This window comes from Pseudomonas sp. PDM24, assembly GCF_019218905.1.
Taxonomy (GTDB): Bacteria; Pseudomonadota; Gammaproteobacteria; order Pseudomonadales; family Pseudomonadaceae; genus Aquipseudomonas.
On the sequence record NZ_JAHUWR010000007.1, the window covers coordinates 39,800 to 56,843 of the forward strand.

General features: G+C 54.3%; 17 protein-coding genes and 2 pseudogenes. 10 read left to right on the forward strand and 9 right to left on the reverse strand.

The genetic code is table 11. The features are described from left to right. The first annotated feature begins 231 nt into the window (after positions 1 to 231). The 5 genes and pseudogenes from KW837_RS21895 to KW837_RS21915 all read left to right on the forward strand — a co-directional run. A complete protein-coding gene (locus KW837_RS21895; RefSeq protein ID WP_192346889.1) occupies positions 232 to 903 on the forward strand; it encodes a histidine phosphatase family protein in 672 nt (223 codons plus the stop codon). Positions 904 to 937: 34 nt separating this feature from the next. Beyond that, positions 938 to 1,783 carry a phosphatase PAP2 family protein gene (locus KW837_RS21900; protein WP_218398606.1) on the forward strand — a complete coding sequence of 282 codons (846 nt, stop codon included), beginning with the start codon at positions 938 to 940 and terminating at the stop codon, positions 1,781 to 1,783. Positions 1,784 to 1,873: 90 nt separating this feature from the next. Further along, positions 1,874 to 2,437 carry a GNAT family N-acetyltransferase gene (locus KW837_RS21905; RefSeq protein ID WP_218398755.1) on the forward strand — a complete coding sequence of 188 codons (564 nt, stop codon included), beginning with the start codon at positions 1,874 to 1,876 and terminating at the stop codon, positions 2,435 to 2,437. A 232-nt stretch (positions 2,438 to 2,669) separates the two neighbouring features. Next, complete coding sequence (locus KW837_RS21910) at positions 2,670 to 2,918, forward strand: helix-turn-helix transcriptional regulator (RefSeq protein WP_218398607.1); 249 nt, start codon at positions 2,670 to 2,672, stop codon at positions 2,916 to 2,918. Further along, a pseudogene (locus KW837_RS21915) lies at positions 2,918 to 3,163 on the forward strand (HipA N-terminal domain-containing protein); the annotation flags it as partial. The gene KW837_RS21910 and the pseudogene KW837_RS21915, both read left to right, overlap by 1 nt. Before the next feature lie 172 nt (positions 3,164 to 3,335). Here the strand turns inward: KW837_RS21915 and KW837_RS21920 are convergent. The 4 genes from KW837_RS21920 to KW837_RS21935 form a co-directional block, all read right to left on the reverse strand. Further along, positions 3,336 to 3,704 (reverse strand): DUF6124 family protein, encoded by a 369-nt coding sequence (locus tag KW837_RS21920; protein ID WP_218398608.1) that lies wholly within the window; start codon positions 3,702 to 3,704, stop codon positions 3,336 to 3,338. A gap of 349 nt (positions 3,705 to 4,053) precedes the next feature. Then, positions 4,054 to 4,311, reverse strand: a complete 258-nt coding sequence (locus KW837_RS21925; RefSeq protein WP_007900566.1) for a hypothetical protein — start codon at positions 4,309 to 4,311, stop codon at positions 4,054 to 4,056. Between the two features lie 35 nt (positions 4,312 to 4,346). Then, a complete protein-coding gene (locus KW837_RS21930; RefSeq protein ID WP_218398609.1) occupies positions 4,347 to 4,721 on the reverse strand; it encodes a DUF6124 family protein in 375 nt (124 codons plus the stop codon). 206 nt (positions 4,722 to 4,927) lie between these two features. After that, positions 4,928 to 5,095, reverse strand: a complete 168-nt coding sequence (locus KW837_RS21935) for a hypothetical protein (protein ID WP_218398610.1) — start codon at positions 5,093 to 5,095, stop codon at positions 4,928 to 4,930. Between the two features lie 630 nt (positions 5,096 to 5,725). Here KW837_RS21935 and KW837_RS29145 point away from each other — a divergent pair. Next, a pseudogene (locus tag KW837_RS29145) lies at positions 5,726 to 5,927 on the forward strand (transposase); the annotation flags it as partial. 226 nt (positions 5,928 to 6,153) lie between these two features. Here the strand turns inward: KW837_RS29145 and KW837_RS21945 are convergent. From KW837_RS21945 to KW837_RS21965, 5 genes are all read right to left on the reverse strand, one after another. Further along, the gene (locus KW837_RS21945) at positions 6,154 to 7,305 is read right to left on the reverse strand and encodes a cupin-like domain-containing protein (protein WP_218398611.1); all 1,152 of its coding nucleotides are present in this window, start codon (positions 7,303 to 7,305) and stop codon (positions 6,154 to 6,156) included. 35 nt (positions 7,306 to 7,340) lie between these two features. After that, positions 7,341 to 8,450, reverse strand: a complete 1,110-nt coding sequence (locus tag KW837_RS21950; RefSeq protein WP_218398612.1) for an SbmA/BacA-like family transporter — start codon at positions 8,448 to 8,450, stop codon at positions 7,341 to 7,343. A gap of 78 nt (positions 8,451 to 8,528) precedes the next feature. Next, positions 8,529 to 9,944: a TolC family protein gene (locus KW837_RS21955; RefSeq protein ID WP_218398756.1), complete on the reverse strand. Its 1,416-nt coding sequence runs from the start codon at positions 9,942 to 9,944 to the stop codon at positions 8,529 to 8,531. After that, a complete protein-coding gene (locus tag KW837_RS21960; protein ID WP_218398613.1) occupies positions 9,944 to 12,097 on the reverse strand; it encodes a peptidase domain-containing ABC transporter in 2,154 nt (717 codons plus the stop codon). Before KW837_RS21960 ends, KW837_RS21955 begins: the two co-directional genes overlap by 1 nt. 10 nt (positions 12,098 to 12,107) lie before the next feature. Further along, on the reverse strand, positions 12,108 to 13,364 hold the full coding sequence (locus tag KW837_RS21965) for an HlyD family secretion protein (RefSeq protein ID WP_218398757.1): 1,257 nt from the start codon (positions 13,362 to 13,364) through the stop codon (positions 12,108 to 12,110). Between the two features lie 236 nt (positions 13,365 to 13,600). Between KW837_RS21965 and KW837_RS21970 the strand changes: the two genes are divergently transcribed. From KW837_RS21970 to KW837_RS21985, 4 genes are all read left to right on the forward strand, one after another. Next, the gene (locus KW837_RS21970) at positions 13,601 to 13,795 is read left to right on the forward strand and encodes a response regulator transcription factor (RefSeq protein ID WP_256348917.1); all 195 of its coding nucleotides are present in this window, start codon (positions 13,601 to 13,603) and stop codon (positions 13,793 to 13,795) included. A gap of 185 nt (positions 13,796 to 13,980) precedes the next feature. Further along, entirely contained in the window at positions 13,981 to 15,801 is a 1,821-nt protein-coding gene (locus KW837_RS21975) for a hypothetical protein (RefSeq protein WP_218398615.1), read from the forward strand. Beyond that, positions 15,794 to 16,294 (forward strand): toxin-activating lysine-acyltransferase, encoded by a 501-nt coding sequence (locus KW837_RS21980; RefSeq protein WP_218398616.1) that lies wholly within the window; start codon positions 15,794 to 15,796, stop codon positions 16,292 to 16,294. The genes KW837_RS21975 and KW837_RS21980 overlap by 8 nt, the downstream gene beginning before the upstream one ends. 110 nt (positions 16,295 to 16,404) lie before the next feature. Further along, entirely contained in the window at positions 16,405 to 16,575 is a 171-nt protein-coding gene (locus KW837_RS21985; protein ID WP_218398617.1) for a hypothetical protein, read from the forward strand. Positions 16,576 to 17,044 lie beyond the last annotated feature (469 nt).

Here is a 17,044-nt window from a genome sequence, read left to right on the forward strand (position 1 = left end):
GATCGTCGGTTGGCTGGAAGATTGTTGTTTTAAGAGCCAGCAAGGGGGTTAGCAGGTCTGTATCGGCAGCAATCCCGGGAGCTGAAAGGATTTTGTTGGACGGATTCTGTAACAAGATTTTTGGGCAAGTCTTAATCTTTTTTTCACATGGGTTTCACCGGCTGCCGACGCGCGCCTCTTTACCCTCGCGACATCGAATTACAATGGTGTATCCCGGCGAGGCGGCTTGATGTGGAATTGAGACTGAGTCTGTTCGGGATAAAACGCTCGATCGATCTGAGCCGTTTGGCCCGTTATCGAAACGCTGCAGTCGTGCTGGCATCTGCCTTGTTGGTTATTCCGCTGACCGTGTGGCTGTTGCGACCCGCCGCCGTCCCAGACCTGGCCCATGGCAATGTGGCGGGTGCCCGGGCGTTGGCGACCGGGTGGGCCAAAGGCGACATGATCGTGCTGGTGCGCCACGTCGAGCGTTGTGATCACTCCACGGCCGCCTGCCTGATCGGCAACGATGGCATCACCGATCGCTCCCGTAGCGTGGCGGTGAGTGTCGGCGCGCAGTTCGAGCATCTGGGGCTGGATCGGGCTGACATCTACAACAGCCCGGTGATGCGCACGGCGCAAACCGCCGGTTACATGTTCAACAAGGTCGGCGTCGGCGAAGACTGGTTGGTCCACTGCAGAGACAACATGCTGCGCGATGCCTTGGCGCACAAGGTAGCCGGACGCAACCTGATTCTGGTGACCCACAGCGAATGCATGGCGCAACTCGAAAAAGATCTCAAGTTATCGACCGAGACCTTGGGTTATGGCGCTTCTCTGTTTATCTCCGCCAAAAAGTCTCAGCCGCCGCGCATGCTCGGTTTCATCGAAGCCTCCGACTGGCATTCGGTGACCACTGAATGAGCCTCACCATCATCCCTCTGGATCAGGACGTACGATGCTGACTGCTTCCCGTTACCGCTTTTACTGGGTGAACTTCGGTATTCCGCTGGCCTGCGCGGTCGTGGTGTTCCTGTTGTTTGACATTACCAAGATAGACATCGCCTTCAGCGATCTTTTCTATGATCCGGCCACACGGTTGTTTCCGTTACAGCATGTCCATCTGTTCGAAAAAATCACTCATAAATGGGCGCGGATCATCCCGAACTGGACTGGTGAGGTCGCGATGATTGGCGCTTTGCTGTCGTTTCTCTGGCCGCGACTGAAGGCTGAAAAACATTCGAAGATCATCACACTCCTGGAAAAAATCAAAGTCGCGCCGATACTTCGGTTCGCCAGTAAACACCGTCGGGACTTCCTCTATGTGGTGTTCGCGTTTTCCATCAGCACTGGCGTTATCCACTACCTCAAAGGCCACACCAGTGTGTATTGCCCGGTCGAAACGACCCAGTACGCCGGCAAAATCGAACACAAGGAGTGGTATCAGAATTTCGACCTGCTGAAAGTCGCAGGCGACGGTCGCTGCTGGCCAGGCGGGCATGCATCAGGCGGCTTCACGATGCTCGCGCTGTACTTTGTGGCTCGCCGCTACCGCTGGCGATATTCCAAAGCGGTGATGCACGGCTCGCTGCTGCTCGGTTTCGTTTACGGCACGACGCGGGTTCTACAGGGTTGGCACTACATGTCCCACACCTTCTGGGCCGGAATCTTTGTATGGCTGGCATGTTTGCTGACGGCGTTGGCGTTCTATGGGCGGGCGCGGTTGGAGCTACCGGTGCGACAGCAGGCTGAGCGAACTGTCGTTGAACCGTTTACGAGTTCACCCGCCAACGCGGAGATTTAGGCCGGGAGGCCGTTGAACGCCTGAGTAGCAGTGTCCTTCCTGGCACTGCTACTGTTTGACGCTACGGAGTTTGAATTCAAGGAAGATGCAATGGAGCTTTCGCTGACGGTGGGCACTCATACATTGAGATTGAGTGCCCCCGACCCCCAATGGTGTAAAGCGTTGCAGCATGCGCTTAACGCCAGTTTTACCACCCATTCCGAATTTCTGCCCTGGGCCAAACCCTACACCACCGAGGACGAGGCCCGATCGTTCCTCGCGCGGGCAGTCGATGAATTCAAAAGCGAAACAGGTGAGCGGCGGCTGTTTATCGTCGACGATGCGGCGCACACGATCATCGGCTGCATTGGTTTGAAGCCCCGGCACCGCAACCGCTACGTCGTCGGCTACTGGGCCAATACCGAGTATTCGGGCAAAGGTTATATGCGCACAGCGCTCGAAGAATTGATCAAAAGCCTGCCCGGTTTCACGTTTTACCTGACCATAGACGTGGCCAACGTGGCGAGCCAACGGCTGGCTGAAGCGACCGGTTTTGGCTTGATCAGGAAGTGTTATCAGGCGCGGTGTTCGCAGCAGCATGGGGAGCAGGAATATTTGTATCGATTGAAATGCCTGCAGGAACTGCCGAAGGTTTCCCCTGCGCGGGCTATTTGAACTGACCGCCAACAAAACCGCAGACAAAAAAAAGCCCGCGGGAGCGCGGGCAAACCGTAGTTTCTTGAATGAGCGAGGGCAATGTACAGGTTGGGGAGAGGTGATGGGGTGAAGAAAAATTCATGTGGATGGAAGGCCTTTGGCGTGGCCTCTGAGTGAACGAGATACCGGGGGAGTCGCAATAATGTTATGCATACGGTACATTTAAATATAAATGTCACGGTAAATGAACATGGATTATTCTCTGTTGATCTCCCGCTTAGGTAAGCAAATACGCGAAAAGCGTATGAATCGTAGCCTGACGCAAGCAAATCTCGCCGAACTCGCCGGGCTGACTCGGCAGAAAGTCATCGCAGTAGAGAAGGGCACTCTTTCTGTGAGCATGAGTGCTTATGCGCGGGTGTTAGGTGCTCTGGATTGCGAATTTGCTGTCATTCCGGCAGCCATGCCGACCCTGGAAGAACTTGGTGAGCTGTTTTAATGAAAATGACCTCGCTCAAAGTCAGTACCCCCGAAGGGAGCAGCGGCCGAATCCTCACCAGCGCGGAGGATTTCATTTTCCGCTACGACGAAGATGCGTTACCCAACATGGCAATCAGCTTGACGATGCCCGTTCGCCCCGACGAGTTTCGTCGACGAGACCTGCACCCTATCTTCCAGATGAACCTGCCGGAAGGCTATGTGCTGGAGCAGCTACGTAATCGCCTGGCTAAAACTGTAAGCGTGCGCCATTTGCACTGAGTTTTGGGTAGCAACAAAGACTGCCGGCATAGCGCATTCAGGACTTAGGCTTCTAGATGTAGCAACGACGGCATCAGCAAAAATGGGCGACCTCAATGAGGCCGCCCATTTTGCTTTTCTACGCCGAAATCTGCGTTTGTAGTCGTCGCTCGATCACTCAGTGAACAACGGGAGGCTTGCCCGCCGGCACCGAAGCGTTCGGATCGAGGTTATCCCGCGCTCGGTTGACCAGAAGCTCGGTCAGCATCGTCAATTGCTGAAGCGCCAGCGCCACATTGCGCTGAGGCCCATCGAGTTTGTTGGCAAAGTCCAGAGTCATGACGTTGAGGGACGCCAGGGTTTCGCTGGCATGAGAGAGCAGGGTGAGCGTGTCGACGTCGGGGCGGACGCTGAAGATGTTCCTGTTCAGGTTGCGCCGGCGGGCGTTGACGGCGCGCTCGGTGGCTTGGGGGCGTTGGGTTGGGTCGAGGGTTTCAGGCTTTGAAGTGGCCGTATTCTCAACTAAATGCAGGGTGATTTTTTTCATAAGGGCGTTCCATGAGGTTAGGGATCCTTACGCTATTTCGGGCTTGTCAAACCGTCCGCAGGGTTTACAGCGAAGCGTGAAGACTATCTGCCGGAAACGTTGTTCGCCAGTTCATGGAAGTCGCTACAGGTTGCGGGAAATTTCCCAGGATGACGTGGTTCTAATCTGTCAGAGAAATCCTTTTTTTATACAAGGCCGAAAGCGTGGCGACTCTGCGTCCATTGAGTCGACAGTAAGTTACAGATCATGAAACCTACTGTTGAGTCATCTAATGCCGCACAATCCAGAAAAGGCACCTGCGATATGTTCGTCAGGTGCCTTTTTGTGTTGGGGTAACATGCTGGGTTCGTTACAACGCCGAAACCTGCATCTGTAACCTTCGCCCAACCACATCCAGCAAATCGCAGCCATCACGCAGCGAAGTCACCAACACCCGCGCCAGCTCACTGTGAACGCCTTCGTTCACAGCGAAACTCTCCAGCAATTGAGTCGCCGTGCGGATGCGGTAGGCCGCCGTTTCATGCAGCACGTCCAGCGGCGCTTCGGTGTCGATCAGCAGCGACGCGATGGTGCAGTCGATGCCGGTGACCGGCATGTATCTATCCATGACAAAACCTCCATTCGATCAACGAGCGCGATCACTCAGTGGCAGACGGGCGTGACCGCCGGCATAGGTGAATCGAGGTTATCCAGCGCTCGGTTGATCAACATCTCGGCCAGCACGGCCAGTTGCTGAATCGCCAATGCCACATTGCGATGCGAGCCTTCGAGCTGGTCGGCCAGATCGGTGGTCATGACATTCATGGAGGCCAGGGTTTCGCTGGCGTGAGCGAGCAGGGTGGGTGTGTCGACGTCGGGGAGGATGGTGAAAACATGGCTCACCGGATCGGGCTGTTTCGGGTCGCGCAAGCGGGCGCTGACGGCGCGTTGGGTGGCTTTGGAGAGTTGGGTCAGGTCGAGGGTTTCCGACTCTGGAGTGACTGGGTTTCCACGTGGCTTTGGTTTGGTCTTTTTCATGGGGGAACTCCGGAAATTTAGGGATCCCTACGCTTTTCGGCCTGTCAAAACCGTTCGCCGGGTTGCAGCGAAGACGGAAGGTTATCTTTACTGATCGTTACTCGCCAGTTCATGGAGTTCGCCACAGCTTGCGGGAAATTTCCTAGGACGAGGCCAAATAGAATAAAAAAGCCCGGCATTGAGCCGGGCTATTTTAGGACGTGCGATTAGCCTCGTTTGGCTTCAGCTTCCATCATCACGAGGTTCTGCTGTTTGGTAGCCTCATTCAGCACTTCACGGTAGACACGCTTCTTCTGATCGGACTTGGCATTACGAATGAAGTCTGCAAAGGGGCTTTTAGCGCCTTTAGAAAAGCCTAGCTTGATCGAAATCATTGAGGAACTCCTGACTCTCTGGATTCGTCGTGGCGTTCGACGGTGGCGTTCGACGGTGGCGAAGCATGGCTGAAGGTCGATGATAGGAGAGCTTGGCGCATGGCATCTCCGGGCGATCGCGGTGATGGTTGCCTCTTTGACCGCGGGTGATTTGTGCGGGTCTGGTTGGCCTCTTCGCGGGGAAGCCGCGCTCCTACAGGTGGATGCGGGGATCTGACAATTTACCAAACCCCAGATGCAACAAAGCCCGCACTTGGCGGGCTTTGTCGTTTTCGGATTGGTGGGCCGGGGTAATCTGAATCTGACATTTATGCTATTGATTATTATCATTAATTTTTATTTTATATTTTGATTGGAATACCAATTGGAATACCTCATAAAATTGCTTTCCGTTGTCCCCCTTGTAATCGATTTGACAACCTTGCTTCGCATCCTTGATAAGCGGTGATCTTCTTACAGCTGTCGTCACATCAGGCCGCCGTGGATCCGAAGCCGTTGCCGGCTTTCGTTCCATTAAGACCCACGGCCAAACGGCAGACGGAAGCGGTGGCCGTTATTGAGCTGTCGCTTGGCCAGAAAACGCTCACGGTGAAGTGGCCAACTTCCGATTCTGAAGGTTGCGCCCGCTAAACACCGGTGCAGATGCTTGCTCCAGGTTTGAAGAAAAACCACCGCTCTTATGTCTGGGCCTACGCCACCAGCCAATTCTGCCAAACAGCGGCTGTCGTTATGACTTCAGCCCCAGCCGCGCCGGTGAGCACGCGCGCAATTTCCTGCAAGACTGGAAAGGGATTTTGGCGGTTATAAAGCCAGCTTCGAACTCGGCGTGACCGCGTCTGACTACCCGACAACCAGATCCGGCCATGGGCGTTGGGTCGCAAGAACTGGCCGACGCAGCGGGCGAGTGAGATTGCCGAGTTGCTGCCGTGTAGATGGCAACCGGTTTAGTTGCGCAAGACGGGTTCCCCGGACGCATACGTTCAGTCGAACCTCTGGGCATACAACAATTACCCTTCATTGAGACCCAGCTTAAGCCGCCCAGTGAGTTCGAGAGATGCTCAATCCCCAAGCAATGCATAAGTCTCGCTACGAACGGCGTTCACCCAAAAGTTTATTGAGAGTGACAAGCTCAACGAGCTGACCTCGTGGTACCAGCCTTCGGGTAGATACAACATATCGCCAGGTCGTAGTTGAAGGTGAAAGAATTTCACCTGTCTCGCCTTAGGAAATCTGTCGAAGTCCGGAGAGGAAGGGTTGAAGTCACAGCCCTCCAGCCCGCCCTGGGGTGAAGTTGACCAACTGCCTAATGCTTCGCGGTGGTGCGGTGCGGCTAGCAGTATCGCCTTCTCGCCCCAAACCTGAGCAAAAAAATTGTCGGAGTCATCACGATGAAGTGGGGTTAGTGTACCTTTCGGGCCCAACCAGAAGCGCGGGGGAAGATATAGACTCCTTTTGAAGTAATCGGGGAACCTGATCAGTTGGAGCAGCTGTTCCGGAGCTCGGTTGTTGCCCATGTAGGTTGACGGCTCGCAGCTACCTTGGTGTCCTGCGGTATCTAGAGTGGCAATGAAGTCGATTAGGCAGGTGGCCCGGAAGTCACGTTCGGAGGAGAAGGCTTTCTTAGCATAGTCGCCATGGCGAGTAATGCCCTGGACATTACCTAGGTGTTCTATGACGGCAGGGCGTGACATGTTAAACAAGGGCCAGTCAGTAAGGGCTTCGGTGAGCAGCAGCGGGATGCCATTAGCGCGATAATGGGTATTGAATTCCTCTACCGAAACCTGGCACTTCGGGCGCCGTTCAATTTCTCCGTTCATATCAACCCGCATCGAAAGCTGTTCACTGAAGCGTGGGCGAGCAAGGTAGCGACGGTCCATTTCGACATGCACTGCCTTTCCCCCGGAGAATCGAGCAGCGCTGATGAGTGAAGGAAGCAACGTGGCGCGGCCGATGTTCCCGGATATGCTCAGCTGACCTTGAGAGAAGAGTTCTTCAATGTCGGCTGCCCCTCGCATGATCGCAAGGAAGACAGACGCCTCCAGGGAGATTGTTACAACGGCTCCGGGGTGTACACCAGGCCGAGCTATGGTGGAAGTGGGTGCGCAGATCCAAAAACTTTGCTGTTCAGAAAATATGAACTGAAAGATACCGGCTATACCCGCGGCTTTGGCGTGGATGAATAATTCAGATAAGGCAGCTTGGAGAGGCATGTATAGGTCCTAGATACAGGGGGACGTCATTGGGTCTATGGGGTAAGCGCAGGGCGATACTCAGGCCGGGGTTTGACTTCGATGCCCAGGTCCAGCGCGTCATCAAACGAAATGAGTCGGTCGGTAGTCGCTTTCCAGTCGGCAAGGCGGTGGTAGGCATTGATGACCCAGCTCAAATTTTCACACAGGTTGCCAAACGCCGAATTGATCTGCATAACATCACCGAACATGATGCTGCCGGCAAAGAAACGAGGAACGGCGAGCAAGCTACTGAACACCAGAGACAGTTGGCTGTAACTCTCGGTAAACAATGACAGGCGCATCTTGACCTTAATGGTGCGGCGCATGTTGGCCAGGCTGATATCGAGCTTTTCACTGATGCAGGCTTTTTCGGCGTGACGTCCGTTGTTGGTCGAATGCGTCTTGGTGTCGTCGCGAAAGCGGACGAGGAAGTAGCGCAGGTCTGCTTCCGAACGTTGTTGGTTGTTGCTCAAGGACACCAGCTTGAAACCAATTTTCTGACTGATGTACGTACCGACCAGGGCATACAGAATGGCTGCCCAGAACATGTAGGCGGGGACATTAACCCCCCACAACGTGGCGTCACCTGAAATGCCAATCAGTACCACACTGAAGGAGATGACACTGGCAAGTGTATAAATGAGGCCGCAGGCCAGGTCGATGGTTTCGTAGGTAAACTTGTTGATGTCCTCGGCAATGCGTTGATCTGGGTTATCGACACGCTGTTCGATCTGCTCGGGACGGTTTGATTTGAGCATCCAGGCGCTGAGGTAGTGATTGGTCAGCCAACGTCGCCATTTGAGGGCAAAGATGTCCACCAGATACGTCGTCAACACCGAGCGCAGCACGGAAAACGAGATGATTGCGATGAACACTGCTGCCAGGCTGTAAAACGCATGGGCGTCCAAGTCCTGAATGGCATTGTAGAAATGCTTGTACCATTCATTGATAGCCAGAGCGGTGCCCACGGCTAGCAATGAAAGCACTACCAATGCGACCAGTGCACACCAAGCGAACAGTTTTTCCTCGCTTTTCCAGTAAAGCGCAAGCACCGAATATGTGTTCCGAAAAAATGAGCCGGTGTGGCGTGGATTGACGTCTGTGCATGTAGTGTTGCGATCCATCAGTGCCTCTTGGTTATGAGTTCTTGCTGAACTGTTTTTTGTAGTAATGTGCCGCGTTGGTGATGCTTCGAGGTGCGGTTAAAGGCTCCAGAACCCCAAGTGCCCCAGGCTGGCTGCCAGTTTCAGACGAGCCACTTGCCAGCGGTTCAATGCGTTTATGTGTTGTTGTTCTGCCGTTGCGTAAGCAGTCAATGCGTTCAGCAGTTCAATCATGCTGCCTACGCCGGAGCGATAGCGGCCTTGTTCAACTTGCAATGCCTGTTGAGCCTGATCCACCCACTCAGCGGTTTTTTCCAGGGCGCGTAATTCGATATTTAATGCTTGGTAGTGGCTCCAGAGTTCTAGTGATACTTGCTGCTCAACGTTCCAGAGTTCCGCTTCTCTGGCTTCTTGTTGCGCATGAGCGCCTCGCAGTTGATAGTTACGCTCGAAACCTTCGAACAACGGAATGTTCAATTGCAGGCCTAGGCTGTTGTCACGTGCATGGTTGTTGCCATTAAGTTCCATGGATTGGTGGGTCTGCACATCGCCAATATTGGCGACCAGCGACAGCGTCGGTCGGCCAGCGGCGCGGCTTTCGTCGATGAGTGCATTTGCCGCGTCCAGTTTGGCCTTGGCGGCGATGAGCGAGGGGTGATCCCGTCGGGCCAGTTCAAGCATCTCGTCAATGCTCTTGATGAAGTGGGTATCTGGACGCCGCGCCAGATTCCCCGCCAACTGGATAGGTGTTTTCGGCGAGAAACCCATGCGCAGAGCGATAACGCCTTTGCTGTTGTGCAATGCGCCTTTGGCGCGGATTTCAGCAAGGCTCGCTTGTGAGTAGGCTGTTTGCGCTTGCAGGCGGTCAGACTGCGCCGCTGCGCCCGCTTCGAATTTAGCGCTTGCCGCTTTAAGGTTTTCCGCCGCCAATGCGGTCACCTGGCTCGCCGCTACCTCGCTACGTTGGGCGGCGAGGGCGTCATAGTACAACTCGGCGGCCAGCTCGAAGGTTTCCTGCAGTTGTCTGTCCTGGTTGGCGTTTGCCGCGATAAGCAGTTGGCGTGCGTTGCGCAATGCTGTTTCTCGTTGGCCGAAGTCGAACAGCACCCAGCTGAGGCTCAGGCGGTTGTCGAACTGACGCCTGTGACCACTGCTGGCGTAGTCATCCTGCTGTTTATAAGTCGTGGCGCTGCGGCCGCTGCTGATACTTGAACTTCCATTGAGTCTGGGCAGGTATGCCGATTGCTTCACGCCGACCAGAGCCGCTTGGGCTTTGGCGATGGCCCAAGCCTGCCGAGTCTGTGGGTCATGACACAGCACCCGTTCTATCATGTCTTCCAAGGTCAACGACTTGGGAAGGGGCTGCGGGTCACATGGCAAGGCCATCCCGTCGATATTGATCGCAGCAGATGAGACATCTCGTATTGTTGCGAAGGGGTCAGCCTGTGCCGCCACGCTCCATTGTGGCGAGACGCAGAGACACGCTGTCAGGGTGGTGACCAGAGCGTGTCTCATCACGCGTCGACTGCTGTGCTTGCGGGCAGGCTGCCGACGGGGCTCGGCTGATCCAGGGCGACCCTGCCAGCGTCGAGCATTACGACGCGGTCCGCCGAGGCGATTGTCTCTGCTCTGTGGGCAACAATGATGCGTGTTATTTCAAGTGCACGTACCGCCTGGTTCACTAGCTGCTCGCAGGTGACATCCAAGTGGCTGGTGGCCTCGTCGAGAATCAGGATATCCGGCTTTCTGTAGAGCGCCCTGGCCAGCAGCACGCGTTGTTTTTGTCCACTGGAGAGCACCGTACCCATGTCACCTACTAGGGTGTTGTAACCCATGGGCATGGCAAGGATGTCGGTGTGAATCGATGCCTTGCGTGCACATTCCATCACCCATTCCAGATCGTGGCGGGACTCAAAGAAGGCGATGTTCTCTGCCAGCGAACCGGCGAACAGACAGTCCTCCTGCATTACTGTGGCGATCCTGCTGCGAAAGGTCTCCGTACCGAGTTGCTGCAGGTCGCGACCGGCGATGTGAATCTGGCCTTGGGTGGGTGCGACGATGCCCAACAAGAGGCTGACCAGCGTACTCTTTCCGCTGCCTGATGCGCCGACGATCGCCACCGACTCGCCATGCGCAATGCGCAGGTCGATGCCATCCAGAACGAAGGGGTCCTGGTCGGAATAACGATACTTCAGCCCCTTGATGTCGATGTCCATCGGGCTCGCGGGCCAGTTCACGGTACTCGGTCTGACCGCGATGTCTTCGGGGGGGTGCAGGACAATGTCGGCGAGGCGTTCGCCGTGCAAGCGCAGCATCTGCAGTTCGAACAGATGATCGATCAGGCTGGCGACGCGACTGACAAACTGGCTTTTATAAGCAATGAACGCCATCAGCACACCGATGCTGAACTGGTTGTTCATTACCCGGTTTGCCCCCAATCCGAGCGCTAGTAGATTTTCCAGTCCGAAAATTAGGCTGTTAAGTTGTGTGTAGATCAATTGCAGCTTCTGGATTCGCAAGCCGGCGTTGATCTGGCCCACGAGCAGCCCCAGCCAGGCAGAGCGTCGCTCGCCCTGACGCTGGAAAAGTTTCAGGGGGCGTATGCCTCGTATCGTTTCCAGGAAGTGGCTTTCCTGTCGTGCCGCATGGATGATCGCCTCCTCGCTTGCCAGGCGCAAAGGGCGGTACCACACCCAGCGAAGCAGGGTATACAGACCCATGGCGGTCACAGCGATGGCTGCGAGCATAGGGCTATAAGCGAACATCAGGGCCAGCGTCGCGAAGCTCGCGAGACCATCGAGTACTGTGGAAAAAAAGGTGGCTGTGAGTGTCTTCTGAATTTTGCCGATAGCGCCGAATCGTGAGACGACGTCACCCAGGTGGCGTTTTTCGAAAAAATGAATGGGCAAGCGCAGCAGGTGCGCGAACACGTTGGCCTGCCACTGCACGCTCAGCATTGTGCTCATGTGCATCATTACCCACGCCCGCGTGGCACTTACCACCTGCTGCATCAGCAATAGCAGGCCGAAGCCAGTCAGCAGCGTTACCAAAAGGTCATGATCCTGTGTGACCAGAACGTTATCCAAGACCCACTGCAGCAAGTACGGGCTGACCAGGGCGAACACTTCCAAAGCCAGGGCAAGCGCCAGCACCTGAACCAAGCTGCGGTTAAGGCCACTTACCTTTCCCAGCATGCTCATCAATTTGAATTGGGGTTTGGCGTCCTGTTTTTCAAAGTCACTACCTGACCATACTTCAAGTGCGACCCCGGTAAACGATTTGCTGGCCTCGCCCAGACTCAGCCGGCGAATACCGTGGGCCGGGTCGTGCACGGTAAGCCACTGTCCTTCGACGGACTTGAGAACAACGAAATGGTTCAGGTTCCAATGCAATATGCAAGGCAGCGTGAGCTTGTTGAGCTCATCCAGTTCGAGCCGGATCGGTCGAGTACCGAAGTTCAACTGATCAGCAGTCATGATCAGTTGCTTGAGGGTAATGCCTTTGAGAGAGACGCTGAACCTGCGGCGTAATTCAATGAGTGTCGCATGGTGGCCGTGGTAGCCCGCGATCATTGCCAGGCAGGCCAGACCGCATTCCGTCGCTTCGGTCTGCAGAATCAGCGGCAAGTTTCGACCCAGGCGCAATCTGATAGAGTCAAGATAGTTCATGGCTTTGTTCCTAGAGCTTGCCTGTCAGGCTGTACAGAGGTTCTAGAACCCACTCATAAAGATTGCGGGTCTCCAGCAGGATGTCTGCATCGACCAGCATTCCCGTTTGCAGCGGTCTTTGCTTTCCGTAGGCCAGCACTGATTGCGCCTCGAGATTAACGCGGATGCGATAGATCTGCTCCCCGTCCAGGCCAAGCCCCGGTACGCTTCCGGTCCTGCTCGCCATTTCGCCAGCTGACAGGGTTGCCTGAGAAACTGATATGACGGTACCTGGGTGTTGGCCGAACTTCTGGTAGGGGTACGCCTGATAACGGATCCTTACTGAATCGCCCGTACGAATGAAACCTATGGCTTTGCTCGGTGCATACAACTCTGCTTGCAGGCGCGAACCGGCAGGTACGATGCTCATCATCGCGCGAGAACTATCGACGGTTTGGCCTGGCTCAACCAGGATTGCGGTTGCCACGCCGTCTTGAGGGGCGGTTATGATCAGCGTGCGCTTGGCTTCGCTTTCGATGAGCTCTTGCTGAACAATTGACAATGACCGCTGAATACTCGCCAGTTGGTTTGCGTGAAGGGCGGAAAGTCCAGACAGCTCGTGGTGGCGCTCGACCAGTTGTTGTTGAAGGATAGTGGTTTCACGAGCCAACCCTTGCAGGGTCAGACGCTGACCCAGCAGTTCGGCCTGGCGTTGCTGAAGCTGGTCCATGGATATGTAGCCTTTGTCCATCAATCCCTGATAGCGATTGGCGGCATTACTTGCCAGCTGTACGAGCTCATCCTGGCTGGCAGTTTGTCGAGCCAGCATCTTCAGCTCCTGCTGCAGACTTTTCAGCTTGCTCTGCAAGCTTTCTCGTTCCTGGGTCTGAAGCTGTTTTTGTTTCTCCAGTTCTTCCTTCAGTGACCGGTGTCGTTGCACCAGTTGCTCACTTACTTCTGCCTGCACAGGCCCTGAATTACCTGTAAAACGTTCACTGGAAATACGAAACAGGCGAGCCCCTTGCTTGACCTGTTGCCCCTCCTCAACGAACCGCTCAAGCACCAGGCCGTATTGTGGCGAGTGGATTCTCAATTGGCCTGCGGCTGGTACCAGTTGGCCAATAACAGTGCTGCGCTTGGTATAGCTGCCAAACACCAGAAATGTCACCACAGTGGTGGCTAGCAAAAACGCAAGCAGTGTCAGAATCGTGAAGGAAACGGGCCTTGCCAATACGATTTCGCCGAGCCAGTCAACCTGCCGCGAGGTAACCGACTCAGGTCGAAACAGCGTAGATTTCGGTGTCACACATCTTCCTTAGAGTGTTGTTCGCGTGCTGATCCGTGCGGAGATTCCTGTGGGCTCTGCCAGGCCTTCGAGGCTCGCTCTGGGGCGGACGGGTAAATTTCTTGCCTGGCTATTCGTATCATCCCCGTTATCTCGCATTACATGGCTGCAGGAGCATCATGGCCGGTGACCGGGAATTGGTTGTGCAAACGTTGCCTGAATGACGAATGGAGCAGTACTTGAGAATTACCAGAAGAGAGCGTGAAGTTGTACTGTTGTTAGTAAATGGATTGACCAATAAACAAATCGCCCAGCAACTGGGTATCAGTAACTATACAGTCAGGGATCACCTTTCATCCATGTTCGAAAAAATGGATGTCAAAAGTCGTATCGAACTAGCCGTTTTGGTTGTTGGAATGAAAGAAAATCCCTAGTGTGCTATTTCGAAATAAACGTCATCGCGAGGTAGTCATAGTTTTCTAATTTTTTTATCAAGAAGCGCTTGTATTAAAGATGGCTCTGTTCTGATATTGCGCACTAGCGACAATAAGCAGCTGGGCGTTGTTTATTGTTGCGTGAAGTTGTGCTGAGCGCCACCCTACAGGTGTAGGGTGGTGTTTTGCTGCTATTTCCTCTAGGGTTGTGGATAGCAATTACCACCTTACCGCTGGAGTGGTTTTTATTGGGCGAGGTACCGGCCCTTGGTTCGAAATGGAAGTCATCGGGTGTGATGGAAGTGAAGCGATTGGCTGATTTGCATGAGGTGTTTGTAAGCTTTGACACTGAATGGATCGAAGGGTGCAGCATTGTTTACTTGAACGATTCGATAGCAGGCAAGCAGCGTTCAGGCGACATACTCCGAGATTATAGTTATATGGTGAAGTCCGCATCGGAGCGCCACCGCGACTTGCCGTTGAAAACCTTTAAGGCCGAGCGTTATGGAGGAGATGGAATACTCGGTAATGGCGGCGGCGGGCGTTGTGGTTTTGATGGTGTTTGGCAACTGAAGGGGCTTGGTCCAAATCAACTGGTGGGCAAGGACTCGGATGCGGCACACGGCGATGGAAACTTGTGCCTGACTACAGCCATTTACGAGACGCTCTGGTCCGAGATCATTGCTTGTGTACTGCCTTTCGGGGCCATTCGAACGGTTGCCATCCTTGACACGGGCCGTGAGTACGAAACGAGAGGAGAGGCAGCTACACGTGGACTTCTGGTTCGCGAGCCAGTTGTGCGTCCGGCGCATTTTATTAGGGCCGTTTACTTCAAGCAGAAAGTGCTCAATAAATTGGGTGAGGATGCTGAGCGGGTAAAGCTGGCAATTGCCAGGCTGGCAGATTTTCTACCATCTCCGGCAACACCGCCGGCCATCATGAATCAACGTGATCGACTGGAATCTGGCCTCATCGAACTGGCAGGGCGTTATGCAGAGCAATTTGCCGCTGCCAGAGCCAAACATATTGCGCATTATAATGTGAGCGCGTCGAATCTATCGCTGGACGGCGCATGGCTAGACTTGAGCGGGGCCTGTCTGTTCACCGGATTGAGCGGTCACGACCGTATGAGTATCGACCGTTACAACAACGAGTACGCACCTGCGCTCGAGAGTCTGCAGAACCTGAGTTACTATCTGAGCAAATATTCCGTGATTACCATCGAGCAGGCAAAACGCTTGTATGATGCGATCACCCGGCACTTTGTACACACATATGAAGAGCACCTGAGGCTCTACCAAGTAGCTCAAGTGGGTTTCCCTCTATGGGCGTTACGCCCTCTGGCAGGCAGCGCGGAGCTCCAGGCCTTTTCCCAGAGCCTGCGCCAGAGCCTGGACGTTGATGACTTCACGGACAATGCACTTGTAGAGGGTGGCTGGAGCGGCTATGAGCGGTGGACCGCGCCTTTCTATCGCGCACTGGTTGCTAGCAAGTGCGAAGGCGCGATAGCTATCGACTTGTCAGGCTTGAAGGCTGATACGCAGGTAACCCGTCAACTTCTATCGCGTTTCAGCCAATTGTTCGATCTGGCAGCTCAAGTTGCCCACGGAAGGGCGGTCGGGTTGCGCAGTTTCCGCCGCTGCATGGCAATCAATGTCATCAGGCTCAATCGTATTCCCGATCTTCTTCATGATCTTCAGGCACGCATCGAGCAGATCAGGGAGCGTCCCATTTTTGATAGAAAAGCCGCCTATCAAGCGCTCACGAAAGAGATAGTGCATGGCGCACGCTTGCACCTTGAAAGTGAGCAAGGACATACGGTTCCGATGTGGTTGAGCGACACTGTGTCAATTGAGTTCGAACCGATGTCTGGTGTGTTTACATTAAAAACAGCGCATTGCCAGCCCCGATCAAGCCATGCCCTTTTGAAACTCGTCGAAGATGAAACGGCCGCAAAAGGTGTGCTGAGTTTTTACCATGGAGTTTGGAATATCCTGAATGAGTAAACCCTATATCCTGCATACTCAGTGCCTTAGCCCTGCGGTCGAAAAGAAGGCCGCTGCACTGGGCTACGCCAGCATGATCATGTTCATGTGCAAACGCTCCTCCTGCTTTCAAGTAGGTGCCTTGTACTTCTGGATCGCTCCAGCGATTGACCATCAGCAGATAGCTTTCTTTTTTAATAGGACAGCCACCCCTATAGGTTATGTCACCTGGGCACATCTGGCGGATGATGTCGAACACCGTTTGATAACGGACCCGGACTTTCTGCTTCATCCGGCCGAGTGGAATGAGGGTGGGCGTACTTGGATCATTGATTACTGCTTTCCTTATGGTGGGAGTAAGGAGTCTTTCCATCAGCTAAAGGATATTTTTCGAGCGCAGGGTATTGAACAGGTCTCTTGGGTGCGCAGGAACGCAGATTATTCAGTCAGAAAAAAAGTGCGGTGCAGGCTGCAAGAGTCAGTGGCACCGTATCGGGAAGGATTATATGACTGATGTAACGAGTCAGTTGGTCTGGCCAGAATTAGCGTCACCGCTATGTGCGAAACGATGCCAGTAAAAACAGTTGTGCGAACGCATGCCGTTAAATGAGAAGGATGAATATATTGAAAGGTTTTGTCGTGTTTTTAATTACAATTTTAATTGGGGTTGCAGTTGGTACAATTGCCGAGTATTGGGAGGTGAATAAATACATCAAGTATGTGTTGATGGCTGCGATTATAACTATTTTTCTTCGGTTGTTGGGCTATAAAAATGGGGGTGGTCGACAAGTTTGAATTGTGCAGCATGAAATTCAATTGAATTGGTACTAACTAAGGAAGCAAGATGAGAAATTTAACGGACAAAGAATTGCTGATGGTTTCCGGCGCAGGATCGGGGATGACTGTCTCGCCAGAGACCGTGGGTGGCGCAGTCGGAGGGACGATCGGGGGTATGGCAGGCGGGCTAATCGGAGGAGGAGTTGGCGTTATCGTAGGCGGCGCGATAGGTAACTCTCTGGCAAACGGAACGCGTGACCCAGGCTCAGTAAGCACCAGTGGTATTCCTTGGGGAGCTTCGATGGGTGGCCCTTACCAGCCCGTGCAGAAGGAGAGCTGACCAAGCGCGCCCATTTGCGTGCCCGCCAGCAAGGTAGCGACGGATTTAACCTGAAGTCGGTCGCGGCGAGTGCGGCCCATTGGGGCTGTCCGTCTGCCGAGGTGTCGGACAAGCCGTTCCTGTAGGGGGCATTCAGCCCCGCAGGGC